General features: G+C 42.6%; 13 protein-coding genes. 11 read left to right on the forward strand and 2 right to left on the reverse strand.

What is annotated here, in order from left to right; all coding sequences use genetic code 11:
• Positions 1-73 precede the first annotated feature (73 nt).
• Positions 74-2920, reverse strand: coding sequence for a response regulator (locus ACS8FC_RS06160; RefSeq protein ID WP_439296178.1), 2847 nt, complete (start codon positions 2918-2920; stop codon positions 74-76).
• Between the two features lie 490 nt (positions 2921-3410).
• On the opposite strand from ACS8FC_RS06160, the gene fmt reads away from it, so the two are divergent.
• From fmt to ACS8FC_RS06205, 9 genes are all read left to right on the forward strand, one after another.
• The gene (gene fmt / locus ACS8FC_RS06165; protein ID WP_439296179.1) at positions 3411-4457 is read left to right on the forward strand and encodes a methionyl-tRNA formyltransferase; all 1047 of its coding nucleotides are present in this window, start codon (positions 3411-3413) and stop codon (positions 4455-4457) included.
• A 40-nt stretch (positions 4458-4497) separates the two neighbouring features.
• Positions 4498-6078: a transcription antitermination factor NusB gene (locus ACS8FC_RS06170; protein ID WP_439296180.1), complete on the forward strand. Its 1581-nt coding sequence runs from the start codon at positions 4498-4500 to the stop codon at positions 6076-6078.
• A gap of 187 nt (positions 6079-6265) precedes the next feature.
• Positions 6266-7687, forward strand: coding sequence for a threonine synthase (thrC, locus tag ACS8FC_RS06175; RefSeq protein ID WP_439296181.1), 1422 nt, complete (start codon positions 6266-6268; stop codon positions 7685-7687).
• A gap of 348 nt (positions 7688-8035) precedes the next feature.
• Positions 8036-9133, forward strand: a complete 1098-nt coding sequence (locus ACS8FC_RS06180; RefSeq protein ID WP_439296182.1) for a LysM peptidoglycan-binding domain-containing protein — start codon at positions 8036-8038, stop codon at positions 9131-9133.
• A 35-nt stretch (positions 9134-9168) separates the two neighbouring features.
• On the forward strand, positions 9169-10401 hold the full coding sequence (gene dprA / locus ACS8FC_RS06185; protein WP_439296216.1) for a DNA-processing protein DprA: 1233 nt from the start codon (positions 9169-9171) through the stop codon (positions 10399-10401).
• Positions 10402-10559: 158 nt separating this feature from the next.
• The gene (locus tag ACS8FC_RS06190) at positions 10560-11207 is read left to right on the forward strand and encodes a Sua5/YciO/YrdC/YwlC family protein (protein ID WP_439296183.1); all 648 of its coding nucleotides are present in this window, start codon (positions 10560-10562) and stop codon (positions 11205-11207) included.
• 229 nt (positions 11208-11436) lie between these two features.
• The gene (locus ACS8FC_RS06195; RefSeq protein ID WP_439296184.1) at positions 11437-12399 is read left to right on the forward strand and encodes a TIGR01777 family oxidoreductase; all 963 of its coding nucleotides are present in this window, start codon (positions 11437-11439) and stop codon (positions 12397-12399) included.
• A 230-nt stretch (positions 12400-12629) separates the two neighbouring features.
• The gene (locus ACS8FC_RS06200) at positions 12630-13706 is read left to right on the forward strand and encodes a metallophosphoesterase (RefSeq protein ID WP_439296185.1); all 1077 of its coding nucleotides are present in this window, start codon (positions 12630-12632) and stop codon (positions 13704-13706) included.
• Positions 13707-13857: 151 nt separating this feature from the next.
• Positions 13858-14985, forward strand: coding sequence for a metallophosphoesterase (locus ACS8FC_RS06205; RefSeq protein WP_439296186.1), 1128 nt, complete (start codon positions 13858-13860; stop codon positions 14983-14985).
• Here ACS8FC_RS06205 and ACS8FC_RS06210 read toward each other — a convergent pair.
• Positions 14962-16392: an alpha/beta hydrolase gene (locus ACS8FC_RS06210; protein WP_439296187.1), complete on the reverse strand. Its 1431-nt coding sequence runs from the start codon at positions 16390-16392 to the stop codon at positions 14962-14964. The genes ACS8FC_RS06205 and ACS8FC_RS06210 overlap by 24 nt on opposite strands.
• A 320-nt stretch (positions 16393-16712) precedes the next feature.
• Between ACS8FC_RS06210 and grpE the strand changes: the two genes are divergently transcribed.
• Both grpE and dnaK read left to right on the forward strand, forming a co-directional pair.
• Positions 16713-17318, forward strand: a complete 606-nt coding sequence (gene grpE, locus ACS8FC_RS06215; protein WP_439263403.1) for a nucleotide exchange factor GrpE — start codon at positions 16713-16715, stop codon at positions 17316-17318.
• Between the two features lie 282 nt (positions 17319-17600).
• Positions 17601-19541: a molecular chaperone DnaK gene (dnaK, locus tag ACS8FC_RS06220; RefSeq protein ID WP_439296188.1), complete on the forward strand. Its 1941-nt coding sequence runs from the start codon at positions 17601-17603 to the stop codon at positions 19539-19541.
• Positions 19542-19567 lie beyond the last annotated feature (26 nt).

Here is a 19567-nt window from a genome sequence, read left to right on the forward strand (position 1 = left end):
CCGTATCGTAGCATCAGGTAACAAAGTAGAAAACAATAAAGCCTACTGACAGCTTTTGACGGTGTTAAATAACTTATTCGGTTGTCATTAGGCTTTGCAAGACTGTTTTTAACTTATCTTTATTGATAGGTTTCGCCAAAAAATCATCCATTCCCGCCTGGCGGCAAGCTTCACGATCTTCTTCTGTATTATTCGCAGTTAATGCGACAATGGGAATACTATTCCCTTGTGAGCGTATGACTTGAGTAGCTTGCAAACCATCCATGACTGGCATTCGGCAATCCATAAGGATTAATGAGATTTGTTGTCGCTGTGCATCAAGTTGTTCTAAGGCTTGTCGACCATCATCTGCCACCAAGCTAGGATAGCCCAACTTATCCAACATCTTACAAGTAATTTTTTGGTTGGTTAGATTGTCATCGACAACTAATATGGTAGGAGCGCTGGCCACCTCGACAGTGTTATTATCCATCGTTGGTTTTTTTGTACTCTCAGAGGTTTTACCAGTATCCTCGTATTTATGCGAGACGGTTGTAGACTGTAATAAACGGATGAGCTCAGATAATAACAAGGCCACGTCTAAAGGTTTATTCAAAAACCCATCAAACTGATCCAAAAAGGAGGATGGAATACTGCGCTCAGGTTTCATGCTCAATAACAATTTTGGCAAAGAGGTAACGTTCAATAATTTATGAATAACCTGACTTTGTTCACTGTTAACAAGTCTTTGTTGATTACCTATGCTTGGATCGTCAGTAGCGCCAGTCACGGGCGCTAAGTGAGTATAGGTTTCATAATACTCATAATCCAACAACAGTATAGGTTGTAGGGTTTTTGCTTCAAGCTCTAGCTGCTTATACAGTTTTTGAGCGGTCTTGTCGTCTAAGTCCGTATAGATACTCACGGGCAATGATAAGTGGGAGCACAAATGCTGGAAAAAGGTTACGCAGATGTCTTGCTCTACAATAACGATAAAACGAATATGCATGAGACTACTATGAAAGTGATAAATAGGCTGATAAGTCGGCTGTTGACAAGGCAGGTAAAGAGCAAAATTGCTACCTACGTCAAGTTCGCTATCTAATTGGATAAACCCACCCAACAACTGAGCAAAGCTATTAGAAATGGCCAGTCCCAAGCCTGTACCGCCAAAGTTTTGGCTGATTTGCCGATTTGCTTGGTTAAAATAAGAAAACAGCTTATCTTGTTCAGACTCTGCGATACCAATGCCAGTATCCTTGACACTAAAACGCATCCACTGATGCTCGGCGCCAGTATTGGGTAAGCGATTGTCGGGGGCTAAATTTTGATTGCGTGCAATAGTGGTTAAGGTGCGCTTATTATCAAGGCTTGTGATAGAACGCATCTGTTCATAAGTAATAGGCTCTATAACCAGTGCTACATAACCTGATGAGGTGAATTTGGTGGCATTATCTAGTAAATTGAGAAGAATTTGACGTAAACGGTTGCCATCTGTGCTGATATAACGCGGGCTATCGGGCATAAAAAAATACAACAGATTGATACCTTGCCGACGTGCACTACCAATCATTAAATCGCTAACATGTTGTCCAAGCTTAAAGATATCAGTAGGCTCATTCACGATATCTGCTTTTCCTGCTTTTATCTTTGCCATATCGAGCATATCGTTTAGCATCGCCAGCATTGATTGGCTAGACTGGGTTAACATCGACAGCACCTCTTGCTGCCTTGGCGTTAATCGATGCGCCTCTATCAACCCTAAAGTGCCGATAATAGCGTTCAATGGTGTGCGTAGCTCATGACCAATAATAGACCTAAGCTTGGTAAACTCTTTTATCTGCAGCTGTAATTGTTGGTTTTGCAGGTGCAGGTCATCAGCTTGCGTAATGAGATTATCGATATTATTAAGTATCACTGTAAACCCATGAACTTGTCCATGAGCGCCAAACCATGGAGTAATGTGTAGCTGATAGGCTTGTCTGTCCTCTAGTCCATAAACCAATAGATTACGAGTAACGCGTAGCGTGGAGAGCTTTTGTAGCAGTTGCTGAGTCGCTTTGTCACTGCCGGTCAAAAAATCCGTCAAGCTATAATGGTTATGACGTTGGAAGGCTGTGGTAAAAACTTGCTCAAAGCGCTGGTTAAAAAAACTGATGTGACCTTGGCGCATGACCATTAACATTGGTAAAGGGGCTTGATTGACTAAGTGCTCTAAACGCTGATTGAGTATTTTGATACGGCGATGATGGTCATGAAGCTGATAACTGATGCGGCTTAGGGTATGGCCGAGGCGTAAAAACTCGGGGGTGGCTTTTTCTGTGACGAATGGGGGCGGTATATAGGCCTCTTTAGAGCTTATCGTTAAACTGTCCGTATATTGTATCAATTGCTCCCAATTAGTACGGCGTTTAAGCGCATAAAGCAATGCCAAACTAAATAACATAATCGCTGTCATTAGTGGCAACCAAAATTGATAGGATATCCAGCTTATATTGAGAGGTTGATGACGCAGTACGACATATATCTGATGACCGTTTTCAAGCTTAATTCTACCAGTTAATGTGTCATTATCTATCTGATACGAGCTGTTATTTGTAGTAGATGTTGAGGTAAGCGTAGGAAAAGTCACGCTAGTAAACTCGGTTTCTTGAGGTTGTATGTGATGATAAACATACGTTTGTCCAGACGGCAGCATAAAAATCAGCTGGTAGCTTATGTCTTGAAAAAAAGGTTTGGTAACGATGTTTTCGATTTCAGTTTCTGTCGGTACGGCGTGATTAATAATCTCATGCTTCAACGCTGCAAACACAACTTGGCTATGCGTCTGGCTCTGAGTTTTGAGCGTCGAAAGCATCATGGCATAGTATAAAGCCAGCATTATTAGCAGTGTCAAAATATAAAAGAGAAGCAGACGTTTTAATGACTGAAACTGTTGCATGTGGGTATGTTCCTATACCTGCGCGACAATACAGTGCGATGGTAAGCTAAAATAATATAATCTATTCGTTGGATAGGGCGCTTTGACAGCGCTATTATCTACAAACCTTTAGGCGTAAGGTAAAGGTTGAGGTATTAGTAAAAACAGTTAGGTAAAACTTTATAGTAACAAATTTGTCCCTCTTACGGTTATGACAATTATACTAATTTAAATGTTTACTTAAGCTTTAAATTGAACATAGCGTGGCCGCTTGGTTTATCATTTAAACATACTAAACTAACTATCGACTAGTGAATACCAACTAGATAAGTACCTATAAATAGCAAAAGTCACTAGCATAATGTCAATACAGACTAAGTCAAGAGAGTCATTATAAATTAAAGACAACGATAGCTATCTGCAAATAGATAACTCAGCTCACAATTATGGCACAACACTGTAAACTCACCTATAATGTGACGACCAATCACACAATATATAATATGGTGCTATGACCACAACTAATGCTGTCTCTAATGATAGGGTACAAACCAATCGATTGCGCGTGGTGTTTGCAGGCACACCTGAGTTTGCTGCAGCTAGCCTTGAATCACTCATCGCTCAGCAAGAGCAACTTAATATAGACATCGTTGCGGTATATACGCAGCCCGATCGCAAGGCAGGCCGTGGCCAAAAACTATCTGCCTCTGCTGTTAAACAAGTAGCGCTCACTCATGATATTGCCATCGAGCAACCTGCTACCTTCAAAAAATCCAATACTGAAGGCTTGGCTGCTAGACAGACATTGGCAAGCTATCAGCCTGATATCATGATTGTCGCAGCCTATGGTTTGATTTTGCCTATCGGTGTATTAGATATCCCAACTTATGGTTGTTTAAATATCCATGCTTCACTTCTACCGCGCTGGCGCGGCGCGGCGCCTATTCATCGCGCGTTATTGGCAGGGGATACCAAGACTGGCATTACCATTATGCAAATGGATAAAGGTCTGGATACTGGAGATATGCTCTACGAAGCCAGCTGTACTATCGCTGATGATGATACAGCTGCAAGCTTGCACGACAAATTGGCTGATTTAGGAGCAACGGCTATCAGCACTGTCCTACAAGATTTGTCAAATTACCAAGCAGAGGCGACTGTACAAGATGACAGTCAAGCCAATTACGCTGAAAAACTGGTAAAAACTGAGGGCGAGATTGATTGGACGCAGTCAGCTAACATTATTGAGCGTCAAATCCGCGGTTTAACGCCTTGGCCAGGCGCTTATACGTTTTTAAACGGTGCGCGCGTAAAAGTATTAAACAGCTTGCCAGCAAACCCATCACAGCAAACTACAGAACCTTCTGGCACTGTTATCAGCGTGGGACGTAAAGCGATTTTAGTCGCTTGTGGTAAAGAGAGTGAAACTGAATCATCAGCCACTACTCTAGCCGTTACTCATTTGCAGTTTGCAGGTGGTAAGCCCGTTAGCGCTGAGCAAATCTGTCATGGCAACCAGCTCGATGATGGTGACCAGTTTGGCCCCGAATTCAATTAATCACTGCAGACGCTCCAATGCGTATAGGATATGAATACTAATGAGACATAACGCAACTGCGTCTAAAAGCACTAACAACCACAATAAACCGTCCAGTAACCTTAAAATGACGGGTAGCGTGCGCGTACGCGTCATTCGCAGCTTACTTGCCATTCAACAGGGTCAGTCACTCTCAAGTGTGCTTGATCCCCTACTAAATAGCTTACACGACGGTGATAAAGGCTTTGCACATGCGTTATTATTGACCACGCTGCGTCAATGGCACGCACTTGCAAGGCTACTTGATAGCTTAGCTGACAATCCTATTGATGAGATTGAGGTGCGCACTGCTATTCAAGTGGGTCTTGTACAGCTGCTTTACTTAGAGGTAGCTGACCATGCTGCTATTCATGAAACGGTAGAGGCAACCAAAGAAATTGAATTTGCGCGGGCTTCTGGTCTTGTCAATGCGATCCTACGTAAAGTCGCCAAAAACACCAATAAATTCCGTAAAAAATGCGACAAGAACCACAGTTTGCCCAACTGGCTCGCTTATCAGCTTAAACAAGATTGGAGTGATGAGTATGCAGCGTTGACGCAAGGTTTACGCCAGCCTGCGCCGATGTTTTTACGGGTAAACTCAGGGATTAGCTCAGTAGAGGATTATCAACAAACATTGGATGGGGCAGAGATAGAAGCGGATTTGATTGAGCTAACCAGTGGTTTTAACTTAACGAGTTCGTCAGATACAGCCACGCCTACCACATTATCAACCAAAGGTCTTAGGCTACATCAAAGCACTGCAGTGAACGCTTTGCCTCATTTCGCTGAAGGTGCTGCCAGCGTACAAGATATGCATGCTCAACTTGCCGCGCCACTCATTCATACCGCTTTAATGAATAAAGTTAGTGCTGATAAGTCTAATACAGATATTGATTCAGACGCTGATAATAACCAGCTGCGCATTTTAGATGCTTGCGCTGCACCCGGTGGTAAGCTTGCTCATTGGTTAGAATTAATTAGCTTAAATGAGCCATCGTTGTTTCACGTGAAACAAGAGGATACTGAAACATCACCTGTGATTGGTGACATCAAGGCAACGGCTATCGATAACGAAGCGCCTCGTATCGAACGTATTTATGAAAACTTACAGCGCTTAAACTTACAACAGCAAGATTTAGAGCAAGCTGAAAAAAACATCGCGCTCAATATTGTCTGTGCGGACGCCACGACATGGCAAGGTGCTGGTAAGAAAAAGAGCAAGCTCGTATTTGACGCTATATTACTAGACTCACCTTGTACGGCTACGGGGGTGATTCGTCGTCATCCTGATATCAGTATCCTGCGTACGGAAGAAGACGTCGAGCAAACCGCACTGTTACAAGCGGATATCTTGCACAATCTGTGGCCACAACTTAAAGTCGGTGGCTATCTATTATATGTGACTTGCTCTATCTTAAAGCAAGAAAACGTTGAACAAATGCAAGAGTTCCTCACGCACTATAACAATGCGGTAGCGATTGAATTTACCGAGGATTGTAACTGGGGCATCGCTCAAGCGATCGGTCGTCAGTGTCTACCGATAGATAGCGCTAGCGGAGATGGTTTTTATTATGCATTGCTGCAAAAGACTGCTGAATAAAATACAATATTACAGAACCTCACTCTCAGCTTTATAGATTCATTAATATAAGCTGGTTTTTTTAGCTAAGCATAAACCTTTGCGTAAGCAAAATGCTTGGTTAAAAATACTAGACTGTGGCGATTCATAAGACATTGAGATTCAGGTACTAAAGACTAACTCTAGACATTTTAAGTAGGGATGCACTATGAAATATATCAGTACCCGTGGTCAGACAGCGCCGATGGATTTTAGTGATGTGCTATTGATGGGACTGGCACCAGACGGTGGCTTGATGTTACCTGAGCACTATCCAAATATTGACAATGCAACGCTTGATGAATGGCGCACGCTTAGCTATCCAGAGCTTGCGCTAGCAATTATGCAGCGCTTTGCCACAGATATTCCTATTGCCGATCTTAAAGATATTATTGAACGTACTTATACTGCTGAAGTATTTGGCTCTGATGAAATTGTGCCGGTCCGTAAGCTTGAGGATAATCTTTATATTTTAGGATTATCCAACGGTCCAACGCTTGCATTTAAAGATGTGGCGATGCAGTTTTTGGGTAATGCTTTTGAATATGTGCTTAAGAAAAAAGAGGCGCGTATTACCATTATTGGTGCAACCAGCGGTGACACGGGTAGTGCAGCAGAGTATGCGCTGCGCGGTAAAGAAAACATCGAAGTCTTTATGCTGTCACCACATGGCAAAATGAGTGAATTTCAGCGCGCGCAAATGTATAGCTTAACGGATGAAAATATCCATAATATCGCTATCGACGGTATGTTTGATGATTGCCAAGATATCGTTAAAGCCTTACAACAAGATGTAGAATTTAAAGCTGCTTACAACTTAGGCACGGTCAACTCCATTAACTGGGGTCGTATCTTGGCGCAGATTGTCTATTATTTTAAAGCTTACTTTGCAGTGACAAGTAGCAATGATGAACAGGTCAGCTTCAGTATTCCTTCGGGGAACTTTGGCAATGTTTGCGCAGGTCACATTGCTCGTGAGATGGGGCTACCAATAAGTCGTTTAATCGTCGCTACTAATGAAAACGATGTGTTAAATGACTTCTTTAATCAAGGGTCTTACCAGCCACGGGCGACTGATAAAACCTATGTGACTTCTAGCCCATCAATGGATATCTCTAAAGCATCAAACTTTGAGCGTTTTGTTTATCTATTACTAGAAAAAGACAGCGCTCGCGTCCATGAATTGTTTGAGGGCGTAAAGTCTGGCCAAGGTTTTGATTTATCAGATGTGTTAGAGGCTGTTAATACCCGTTATGGCTTCGCTGCAGGCAAGTCTACGCACGCTGACCGCCTGCAAACGATCAAATCTTTATATGAAACATATAGCGAATTGGTTGACCCACATACCGCTGATGGCATTAAAGTCGCTAAAGCGTTGCAGCAGGACGGTGAAATTATTATTTGTGCAGAAACGGCGTTGCCAGTCAAATTTGCAGATACGATCATTGAAGCTGTTGGTCAAATAGACATTGAGCGTCCTGCTCACACCGAAGGATTAGAAGAATTGCCGCAACATGTTATCGTTTTGGACAACAAAGCAGAGTTGGTCGCTAAACAGATTCGTCAACATGTAACGGCTGATTTGTCGTAGTTTTACCTTGTAGACATAAGCTTAAATATTTTGTTTCACGTGAAACTTTATATATATATTAATATAAGCCTTACTATCCACATATCGGATAGTGAGGCTTTTTTGTACTTAGCTTACCGATATAGTTAACCCTGATTATTGAAGTATTTTAGGACTGAACAGACTGTTGTGTGACTTAAATTTTTGTAAATAGATGTCTGGTTATATGCTATTGTGTATATAATTGTAATTTTAACTGTCTCATTACTTAATAAGCAATTCTAATAACTTGTTGGTTTCAATCTTGCAAGGATAAGTAATAAAACAAAATTCTATTTACGCTGTACTTTAAAATTTGTGGATACAATCATGAAAATGAGTCTAAACTCTATAGCAAAAGCGCTGATTGCTACTGCTTTTAGTGGTGCAATGCTGATGAATACTGCTCACGCTAATAACCCACCGCCAACTATCAAAGCCGATGCACCCAACCGCTATATCGTCAAAAAAGGCGATACATTGTGGGACATATCAGGTCGTTATCTAGATAGCCCATGGCGTTGGAAAGAGATTTGGGCCACCAATAAACAAATTAAAAATCCTAACCTAATCTATCCCAACGATGTGCTTATCTTATGTGTGATTCAAGGTAAGACGCTAATCGGTGTTGATACAGGTGAGGGCTGCGCAGGTATTGAAAGACAAGTAACAGGCAATGTAGTGGCTAATACCGTTGCAGTCACTTCGGTTGCCAATAGTATTCCGGCGATTCCACGTGCGGCGATCCAGCACTGGTTGGACAAGACAATTATCGTTAATCCAAAAGACTTTAATACCACCCCTTATGTATTAGCGTCCAAAAATCGTAACTTGATCACCGCTAGTGGCGATAAGATTTATACCAAAGGAATACCACTTATCGTTGGCCAACGCTACGGGGTGTATCGTGAAGGTGAGATGTATGTCGAACCTAGAACCCAAGAGGTCATTGGCCTTGAAGTGACGCAAGTAGCCACTGGCTTGGTAACGAGTGTTGAAGAGAACGGTGTGAGCAGCCTGCAATTGACGGACTCTTATGGCAAAGAAGTACGGGAAGGCGATCGCGTGTTTGTCGAATTAGACGACTCTATTCCGCCAGTATTCTATCCTGCGCCTGCCACGGTAAACCGTGGCGGATTGATCGTTCGAGTGATGGATTCAATCAGCTCTGCGGCGAAGGGTAGTGTGGTTGCAATCAACTTGGGTAGTAACCAAGGGGCTAAACCTGGTGATGTAATGACAGTCTATCGAAAAGGCCCTTTAGTACGCGATACTATGGACAATGACACTCCCGTACGCTTGCCAAGCGAGCCTGCTGGTATGGCGATGGTATTTAATACTTTTGATGATATTAGCTATGCTTATATTTTAAGCTCAGAGCTACCCCTGAATGTGGGCGATCAACTGTTGCCACCGCCTTATCTATAGGCATTTATACCATTATCTAAGAGTAAGCAGTCATGATGGAACATTCGCCTTCTTTATCAATTGAACAGCGTGCAATCTTAGCACTGTGGTATGAGGTGAATGCGTCATTATCTGCTTATCATAAACTTATGACGTTTTTTGGCGATGCGCAGCTTGCTTGGCAAGCGACGGTAGAAGCATGGCGTCAGTTGGGTATTCATCATACTCATCTCAAACGTCATGAGCAGCCAGATCAAACGCTCGCCAATATTGATAAAATTCAGCAGGCGTTGCTAGAAAAACGCTATAGTCTCTTATTCGCCGATCAGCCCGATTATCCCTCCCAGCTTTTACAGATATATGATCCACCGCCATTGCTGTTTTATCGAGGTAATAGTGCACGTTTGCATCAAGCTCAAATCGCTATCGTCGGTAGTCGAAAGCCGACAGCACATGCGCAAAAGATTACTTTTGACATTGCACAGTACTTAGCGCAAACAGGTTACGTCGTGACAAGCGGGCTTGCAATGGGTGTAGATAAGCGGGCACATCTAGGTGCACTGTCCCAAACAGACGTTGAACTTCAAGGCCGTACAATTGGTGTTATGGGTACAGGGATTGATGTGCATTATCCCAATCATCATGACAAATTGTTTGCTCAAATTATCGAGCAAGGTGGTTGTATTGTCAGTGAGTTACTGCCGCATACGCAGCCGCACAAACATACTTTTCCACGCCGCAACCGACTAGTCGCTGGACTGAGTTTGGCGACGATTGTGACCGAAGCTACCATTCAAAGTGGCTCCTTGATTACCGCGCGCCTAACCTCTGAGCAAGGCAAGCAAGTCTTTGCGATTCCAAGTCATATTGATAATAGTAATGCAGAAGGCTGTCATCATCTGATACGTGAAGGCGCAACGTTGATTTACCATCCTAAACAGGTCATAGAGGATGTCAATAGTCAGCTAGATTATGGTAGTCGCTCGCACAAAAGAGCCGCGAGAACCACATCAAATATCAGCCCCATTTTTCATTCGTCAGATCTAAACAGCCGCCTCGCTACCGCTACTCATCACTTGTCATCATCTACTCTTAAGTCTTCTGGTAACGCTATAAACGTCGCTGAACATTTACTAACGGTTTATGATCAACTTGACTGGCATGGACAGGATTTAGATGCATTGTTAGTAACCACCAAGATGGCCCCACCGCAGCTAATCGGCCAGTTGATGGAGCTTGAATTATTAGGGGTTATCAGTGTGCAAGGCGGGCGCTACTTACGCGTCTAAAACTATGTTTTAGTTACCTTAAAGTTCTTCTTTATTCCAATTATTGAGTATTTAAACCAAGAACAATTTTGGTAATTTCAAACTCTGCTATCCTAGTCTTTCTTTGTCATATGTTATTATGAGTGCTTAACCTCCTATCTCTTTGAAGCACTCAAGTCATGAAACAATCCGCGCCCTTTACTACTAATTCTGTCATTCAAGCTGCTGACTGGCTTAAAGAAGGAAAGCTACTTGCTTATCCAACAGAAAGCGTTTGGGGTATCGGCTGTGATCCATTTAACCAAATGGCAGTGCAGCAATTATTAGCTATGAAACAGCGGCCAATACACAAAGGGATGATTGTCGTCACTGACGATGTTCACCGTATAGCGCCATTGTTAGATGACCTAAACGACAGTCAACGTCAGACGGTCCTTGAGAGTTGGCGTATGCACCCAGAAGCTATCTTAAAGCAGGCGCATACTTGGTTATTACCCTTATCAAAACAGATTACTGTACCTATTCCGTCATGGATTACTGGAGAACACGATAGTGTGGCCGTACGTATTATCGCGCACCCTCTAGTCCAACAGCTATGTACGCAGATGGTTTCACCAGACAATCCTTACGGCTTTATTGTGTCGACAAGCTGTAACCCTTCAGGAAAACCTCCAGCCCTGACGTTAATTCAAGCACAAGCCTATTTTCTTAACGACAATGAACACAGTAATCTGGACCGACAAGTGCATTATCTAACAGGAGATACACTAGGCTATAAGTTGCCAAGCCAGATCGGAGATGCCTTGACAGGGAAAATAATCAGATAGTATATGAATAAAATACTGATGTTTTATCGGCGCTTTTCTACCAGCCAACTACCTATGACTTAATTACCTAAATTAAGTCTCTCTTATCCTATGCTTCTTTCTATGCGGCTGCCAAGTTGCATATTCTAAATCTGTACTTAAGTAGTTACTTCTACAATTATCCTATTGTTTTTGTAGCTTATTTTTTGTCACACTAATCATAGTGCTAAAAATAATTAGGGAGTAGGACATGAATATTTTGATCAGTGGTGGCTCAGGATTCTTAGGTAGTGCGTTTAGTCGTGAGCTTATGACACGTTACCGCGCACAAAATAAAGAGCTGCAGATTACTTGGCTTACTCGCGATAGCAGCCAAGCACACCCTGACGATATTGCTATGATGACTTATGATGAGCTTGCAGGGAGTGATAAAAGCTTTGATGTGATTCTCAATTTAGCAGGTGCTGGAATAGCAGACTCGCGCTGGAGTGATGAGCGCAAAGAAACACTGCTTGCCAGCCGTGTGAAGCCTACCGAGTCACTACTTGCGTTCATTGCACGTAGCAGCGCCAAACCTAAACTGCTAGTTAGTGGTTCAGCGATTGGCTGGTATGGCACGCAAGGCGATAAACCATTGACTGAAAGCAGTGGTTTTGAGACGGATTTTGCTCATAAATTGTGTGATGATTGGGAGCAATTAGCACTCAAAGCGACTGAACATGGCGTACCGGTGGCTATTGTGCGCACTGGTGTGGTGATTCATCCTGATGGCGGTATGCTGGGTAAGCTTTTAACACCTTTTAAAATGGGCGTCGGTGGACAATTAGGTGATGGCAAGCAAATAATGAGCTGGGTTAGTCGTGAAGACTGGGTGGGGGCTGCGATATTTATTATTGAAAAGTCTCTTGCTGATCCTGCGAACACTCAAATGATAAATAATAACTCGCTAAAAACCACAAATGATACGCCAGCGCTGGTGTATAACCTTACTGCGCCTAACCCTGTAACCAATCATACTTTTACTAAGGCGCTTGGATCATGGTTAGATCGTCCAACATTTTTTACGTTACCGGAGTTTTTACTAAAGCTGATGTTCGGTGAGATGTCGACACTACTCATTGATGGGCAAAAGGTATTGCCACAAGCATTGCAGGACGCAGGTTATGAGTTTAAACAGCCAACGTTCAAGCAGGCGTTAGAAGAGCAGAATTAATAGAACTTTGAAAGTTATAGAAAACGGTATGGTTTCATGTGAAACGCAGGTAATTCAAAAAGTTATTGAGTTATGTCTGTCAAAAATGACTAAAATAACTGACTAAATTGGACGTTTGAACACTATAGAGATATAAAAATCATGAAACCTCAATGAAATAAAATATCTGTATTCAGCGCGTAAGAAACTTGGCGTAAGATAGCTGCATCTTTATTTGATCAGATATTATTATGTGGTTTTTCTTTATTGTCGTTACCCAAATATTGGCGTCAACGACTAGTATCATTTTATGGTGGCTTATCAAGCCAAGACGTTCGATTCCAAAAAAAGCAATTATATCATCCGTTTTTATTATTAATAATGTGGCGCTCATTTATGGGCTTAGTGAGTTTTGGCGTGAGCGTTTTCATGTCTATTTAGTCGTCAGTATTTTACAAGGCTTTATGATCTATGCGGCGATAATTACCTCAGCTATTGCTCTGATATATTATAAGTTATTAAGAGGTCAGCGCCGACCTAAGCTCATACGTAGCTTCGGCATCATGACATATATTGGTATCGTAAGTTTAGCGGTGTTTAATGCTTACTCGCCAGTGGTACATCAGTTAACGGTTACGACAATCAAACCATTAGATGAGCCGGTAGATATTGCCTTAGTATCCGATACGCACTTAGGCAGATGGTTTGGCAATCGACAGATAGATAGGTTGGTCAATCTCATCGATGCTCAAGATGCCGACATGGTGGTGCTGGCAGGTGACGTGATGAATGATACTACCGTCTACTATGACAAAACCAACATGCATGAACATTTATCAAAACTACGCGCACCGCTTGGCGTATACGCGGTTTTAGGCAACCATGATTATTTAGGGTACGAAGAAGCAATCGCTGAAGCGGTAACCAATGCAGGTATCACCGTACTTGATAATGAGAGTGTGCTGCTTAATGACACGGTGTGGTTAGTCGGACGCTCGGATGATATGGATCCTACGCGTTTATCAGCCTCTGAATTACTGTCGAAGGTCGATACCGATAAGCCAACGGTGTTTTTGGAGCATCGCCCTACAGCGCTAGAAGAGATCGGCGATACACCTGTAGATTTGCATTTATCGGGGCATACGCATGGCGGGCAGATATTCCCGTTAACGCTATTAAAGCAGTGGTTTCAACCACTGGTACACGGCACCAAAAATATAAAGGATACGCAGTTTTTGGTATCTTCAGGCTATGGATTTGGTCCTGTACCATTTAGGTTGGGAACACGGTCTGAGATATGGATGATCAGGTTACAATCTGCCCTATAAACTGTTTAAGTAAATGACATAATGCCCATACTAAAAGCCTCTACTATATACAAGCATAGTAGGGGTTTTTTATACGCTACCAAACTTCCGCTTAAACTTTCTTTGTCTGGTCTAAATCTCTTTAAATACCAAAACTACTCCGGAATTACTCATGCGCTACGCATTTTTTATCACTATTTTTGTACTGTTGCAGCTTTTTAGTTTAGGAGCTGCATTAAGCTTACAGTGGTGGTTACAGCCTTTGATAAATCCTGCGCTACAAATTTCCATATGGATTGCTATATTTATCATTACCAATAGTTTGCTGCTACTGAGTGTAAAAAGGGTGTTTGCCAATAGCTATCGCTGGGTGAGTGGTTGGATGTTATTCATGCACTTTATGGTATTAACCGCGCTGCTGACCAGCCTGTTATACGGAGGGTATTGGTTAATAGTAACCTTTACTGACTACCGTGCTCTTAATCCTTCGGTAGTGGCAACAGGGTTGCGAGTACTTGCTCTGCTTATCTTTATTGGTCTATTTATTTATGCTTTATATAGCGCCTACATACCTGTTGTGCGTAAAAAAACGATTCATATTAATAAACCGATGGTAGGGCAATTACGTATCGCGGTCGCCAGTGATTTGCATATTGGTCGACTGTTTGGTAGCGGTGCAATAGATAGGCTGCGCCGCCTCGTCATCCAGTCTGAGGCAGATATATTGCTGATGCCAGGCGATATTATGGATGACAATACCGACGCATTTATTGCCTACGATATGCAGGCAAACTTAACTGAACTATGTGGCAGCCTGTCTTATGGGGTTTATGCGACGTTAGGCAATCATGATTTGTACGGACACGAGCAGCCTATTAGTCACTCGCTGCGTAGTGCTGGCGTGCATTTATTGAACGACGATGTGTACTGCCTGACGCACCAAGGACAGCCGATTTGGTTGGTTGGTCGTTTTGATAATCACAAACGTGAGCGCGTAGCGACACCAGAGTTACTGGGACAAGTCAATATAGATGAGCCTATTATATTACTAGACCATCGCCCTAGCGATATCGTTGAACATAGCCAGCTACCGATTGATTTACAAGTGTCAGGACATACTCATAATGGTCAAGTATTTCCTGCTAATTTTATCGTCAGTTCGATTAACCGTCTAGGTTACGGTTATGAAGCGATTGGTCGTGGACACTTTGTGGTGTCATCTGGCTATGGTTTTTGGGGTATTCCATTTCGCTTGGGTTCGCGCTCAGAGATTTGGTTAATCGCTCTTAGTGGTAAGTAGTTGGCGGACAAAGCTGGCAAACTTGTCAATAATACCAGCCGTCTCATGACCAACACCCTTATGAATACTCATTAAATGAATAAAACCGTGTGGCGCGCCCAGCACAGTGTAGGTCTTAGTTGCGATACGACTATCTTGTAATTGGTCAGCGTAAACGAGAGCCTCATCACGTAAGATATCTAGCTCAGCCGCCACAATGTAGCTAGGACACATATGCGCATTGTGACCATGCATGGGTGAAGTAAGCGGATGTGAGCCTGTCAAAGTACTATGTTGCATGTAGGCGGTGTCAAATACTTCGACATCATTGTAATCGAGCAATAACCCTTTACCGTATAAAGCCCAGCTAGGATAATTCGTCTCAATGTCGGTCACAGGATAGAGAGGCAGTTGGGCAAGTGGACAGGGCAAGTCTTGCAACTTATTAATCATGTCTTTTTCATCTAACCCTAAATTTAACCATTGCGTAGCGTCTGGCGCAGTGATCTGCTGGGCGACCAAGATGGCCAAGCAACCGCCAGCACTATCACCTGACAATACAATACGCGATGGCAATGCACCCAAGGTAGGGCAGTGCTCAGCTAGCCATTCATAAGCAGCCAGACAGTCTCTAAGAGCGGTCGGAGCAGCGTGCTCTGGCGCCAATCGATAGTCGACACTAACCACAGACCAGCCTGTTCGTCTGCAGACTGTATGACAAAACTCATGATGAGTATCAATATCGCCAATACAAAACCCGCCACCATGAAAGAACAACATAACTGTTTTGTCGATGTTCGTTTCATCATTACCTTGCTTATGCTGTTGGTAGCAACGCACCGTCATATCATCGCCGTCAGCGTTCGCTATTATGTCATCTTGCCAGCGCACCACTGCACCAGTTTTTGCCTTACCTTGTGTACGAGTTTTCGCGTTGTTTTTTGCGTTGATTTCTGCATTATCTTTAATCAGCGACTTTGATTGGTTATCGAACTGTTGCCAGACGTCTGGCGCTTGCATAGCGACTGCATCGGCTGCAAATTTGTGACGCAGTGTCGGCAAACTATCCAAGCTTAACGGACGTTTAAGCTTATTGTTTAACGCTATAATCAGGCGCATGTGAGTATCAGTATGTGGATATTTCTGAATATCTGCACCATTAACAAGTGCATTTAACTTATCAAGTAAGGGCGTTGGTAGATAGCCAAGACTTTTTAGCATGTGGTGTAAGGCATGCTTTTGATAGCGTGCTGGTAAATGGAGAGTATCGCTAGAGTGGCGATGGTTTAGACGACTAAATGACAGATGACTGTTATTTAGTAAGCCGCCTTTTGGCGCCTCACTGTTTGCTCGATTGCGCAGCACTTTTATAATAGTAGCAATGTTATTCACCAGTACATTGACAGATGGCGTTGGTAAAACAGGCATAGTATTCCTTAGCGAATTTAGTAAAAAGAAAAACAACTTATAGCAGGTAGCTTGGTTGTAGTTAACAAACCTATGATGTCACGCACCTGTTTGCTGCTGGTTTTTAACGTCCTTTACGCGAGTCTTTATCTATGAAAACTCATTATTTCATCAAAAGCCAAAAATTCATCTCATTTAGGCTTGAAATTTATGCTTAGGGTCTTTATCAAGCAGCTATCAGAATACAATTGTATTGAACGTTTATTTATAAGAAATCTAGATTTTACGGTTTTATTTTATATTAAGTTTAAGCACCATTACTAAAATCATAAGGAGCTATTATGACTGAACAAGCACCCAATCATGAGTTTGATACCAATGATCCAAAGGCGGCTCAGAGTAATATTGAGCGTGAAGAAAGCCTTTTAGAGGAAACCATGAACGAATTTGATCCAGAAAACAACTCAGGCGCAGAAAGTACGGTTAAAAACGATATTGATATCGATGCTTTTCATGCACGTATTGCTGAGCTTGAAGGCGAGGTAAAACAAGCCAAAGAAGGAACGGCTCGTGCCAATGCTGAAGCTTACAATGCGCAAAAGCGTATGGAGCAAGAAACTGATAAAAGTAAAAAATTCGCCCTACAAAAATTTGCCAAAGATCTACTAGAGATCGTCGATAATTTAGAGCGCGCTATTGAGAGCGCTACTGATAACGACCCAGTGACTGAAGGTGTGCAGTTGACTCATAAAGCGCTACTTGCGGTCCTTAATAGACATGGCGTAGAGGTGGTCGATCCACAAGGCGAAAAGTTCAATGCAGACTTTCATGAGGCAGTCGGTATAGATGCTGACGCTGAAGCGGACACCGTTGGTACAGTATTGCAAAAAGGCTATAGCTTGAATGGCCGTTTATTACGTCCAGCTATGGTACGTGTTGGTCAATAAGTGAAGTGAGAATGAGTGTAAGCCTTATTAGAAGTAAGGATATTCACAAAACTTCACACAAAACCAAGTTAATGTACTGTCATTGACTTGAAAAAACACAAACACAAACCGATATAAAGCAACAAGTGACCACTTAAGGTCTGATACTCAAGCTTAGTGGCTTATATTAATAACTTGGTCTATTACTAAAACCAGTAATATCGTCCAGTTGTTTAAAAGACTAGCGTGGGTAAGCAACAATCTTATAAACAGTAATTTAGAATAAATTTGGAGTAATTAATTATGGGTAAAGTAATTGGTATTGATTTAGGTACAACTAACTCATGTGTAGCCGTAATGGAAGGCGATTCGGTCAAAATTATCGAGAACGCTGAGGGTACACGTACAACGCCATCTATCGTCGCTTATAAAGATGACGAAACGCTTGTTGGTCAATCAGCCAAGCGTCAGGCAGTGACCAATCCAAGCAACACTTTGTTTGCAATCAAGCGTTTGATTGGTCGTCGTTTCGATGACAAAGTGGTGCAAAAAGACATCGGTATGGTGCCATACAAAATTGCTAAAGCAGATAATGGTGATGCTTGGGTCGAAGTGAACGGTAAAAAATTAGCGCCGCCACAGGTTTCTGCTGAAATCTTGAAAAAAATGAAAAAAACAGCAGAAGACTATCTTGGTGAGAGCGTGAGTGAAGCAGTTATTACTGTACCAGCTTACTTTAATGACTCACAGCGCCAAGCAACCAAAGATGCGGGTAAAATCGCTGGTCTTGACGTCAAGCGTATTATCAACGAGCCAACCGCCGCTGCACTTGCTTATGGTATGGATAAAAAACAAGGCGATAGCACCGTTGCTGTTTATGACTTGGGCGGTGGTACCTTTGACGTATCAATCATCGAAATCGCTGATGTCGATGGCGAGCAGCAGTTTGAAGTACTAGCGACCAATGGTGATACATTCCTTGGTGGTGAAGACTTTGACTCAGCCTTGATTGAATACCTAGTTGCTGAATTCAAAAAAGAGCAAGACGTGAACCTAAAAGGTGACTCTCTTGCAATGCAGCGTCTAAAAGAAGCGGCAGAGAAAGCAAAAATTGAACTATCAAGTGCGCAAAGCACTGAAGTGAACTTGCCATACATTACTGCTGATAGCAGCGGTCCTAAGCATTTGGTAGTGACCATCAGTCGCTCAAAACTTGAAAGCCTAACTGAAGAGCTGGTTCAGCGTACCATGGGTCCTTGTAAGATTTCTCTTGAAGATGCCGGCATCAAAATTAGCGATATCGACGATGTAATCTTAGTCGGTGGTCAGACACGTATGCCACTAGTACAGAAAAAAGTACAAGAGTTCTTTGGTCAAGAGCCACGTAAAGATGTTAACCCTGACGAAGCGGTAGCTGCAGGTGCTGCTATTCAAGGTGCCGTATTGTCTGGCGACAAAACTGACGTCCTATTACTTGATGTGACACCATTGACACTTGGTATCGAAACGATGGGCGGTGTGATGACGCCAATCATTGAGAAGAACACGATGATTCCGACTAAGAAATCACAAGTATTCTCAACAGCTGAAGACAATCAGCCAGCAGTAACGATTCAGGTCTATCAAGGTGAGCGTAAAATCGCTAATCAAAACAAACAGCTTGGCCGTTTTGATTTAACAGACATTCCACCAGCACCACGTGGTTTGCCGCAAATCGAAGTTACCTTTGATATCAACGCCGACGGTATCATGAATATCTCAGCGACTGATAAAGGTACTGGTAAAGCACAAAGTATTCAGATCAAAGCGGATTCTGGTTTGTCTGATGAAGAAGTCGAACAAATGGTACAAGACGCAGAAGCAAATGCTGCTGAAGACGAGAAGTTTGCCAACTTGGCACAAGTACGTAATGAAGCTGATGGTCGTATCCATGCGGTTCAAAAAGCATTGAAAGAAGCAGAAGATAAAGTCACTGACGAAGAAAAATCATCAGTAGAAGCGGCTATCTCTGAGCTTGAAACGGCGACCAAAGAAGATGATCATGATGACATCAAAGCCAAGCTTGAAGCGTTAGACAATGCTTTCTTGCCAATCAGCCAAAAGATCTACGGTGAGGCTGGCGCAGGTGCAGAAGGTATGGACCCAGGTCAGTTCCAGCAAGAAACTGAATCAGCGGATGCAAGCCAAGCTAATGATGATGTAGTCGATGCTGAGTTTACTGAAGTAGACGAAGACAAAAAATAATACCAAACCCAAAAACTCGCTTAGTC

Source organism: Psychrobacter sp. 1Y4, from assembly GCF_051847555.1.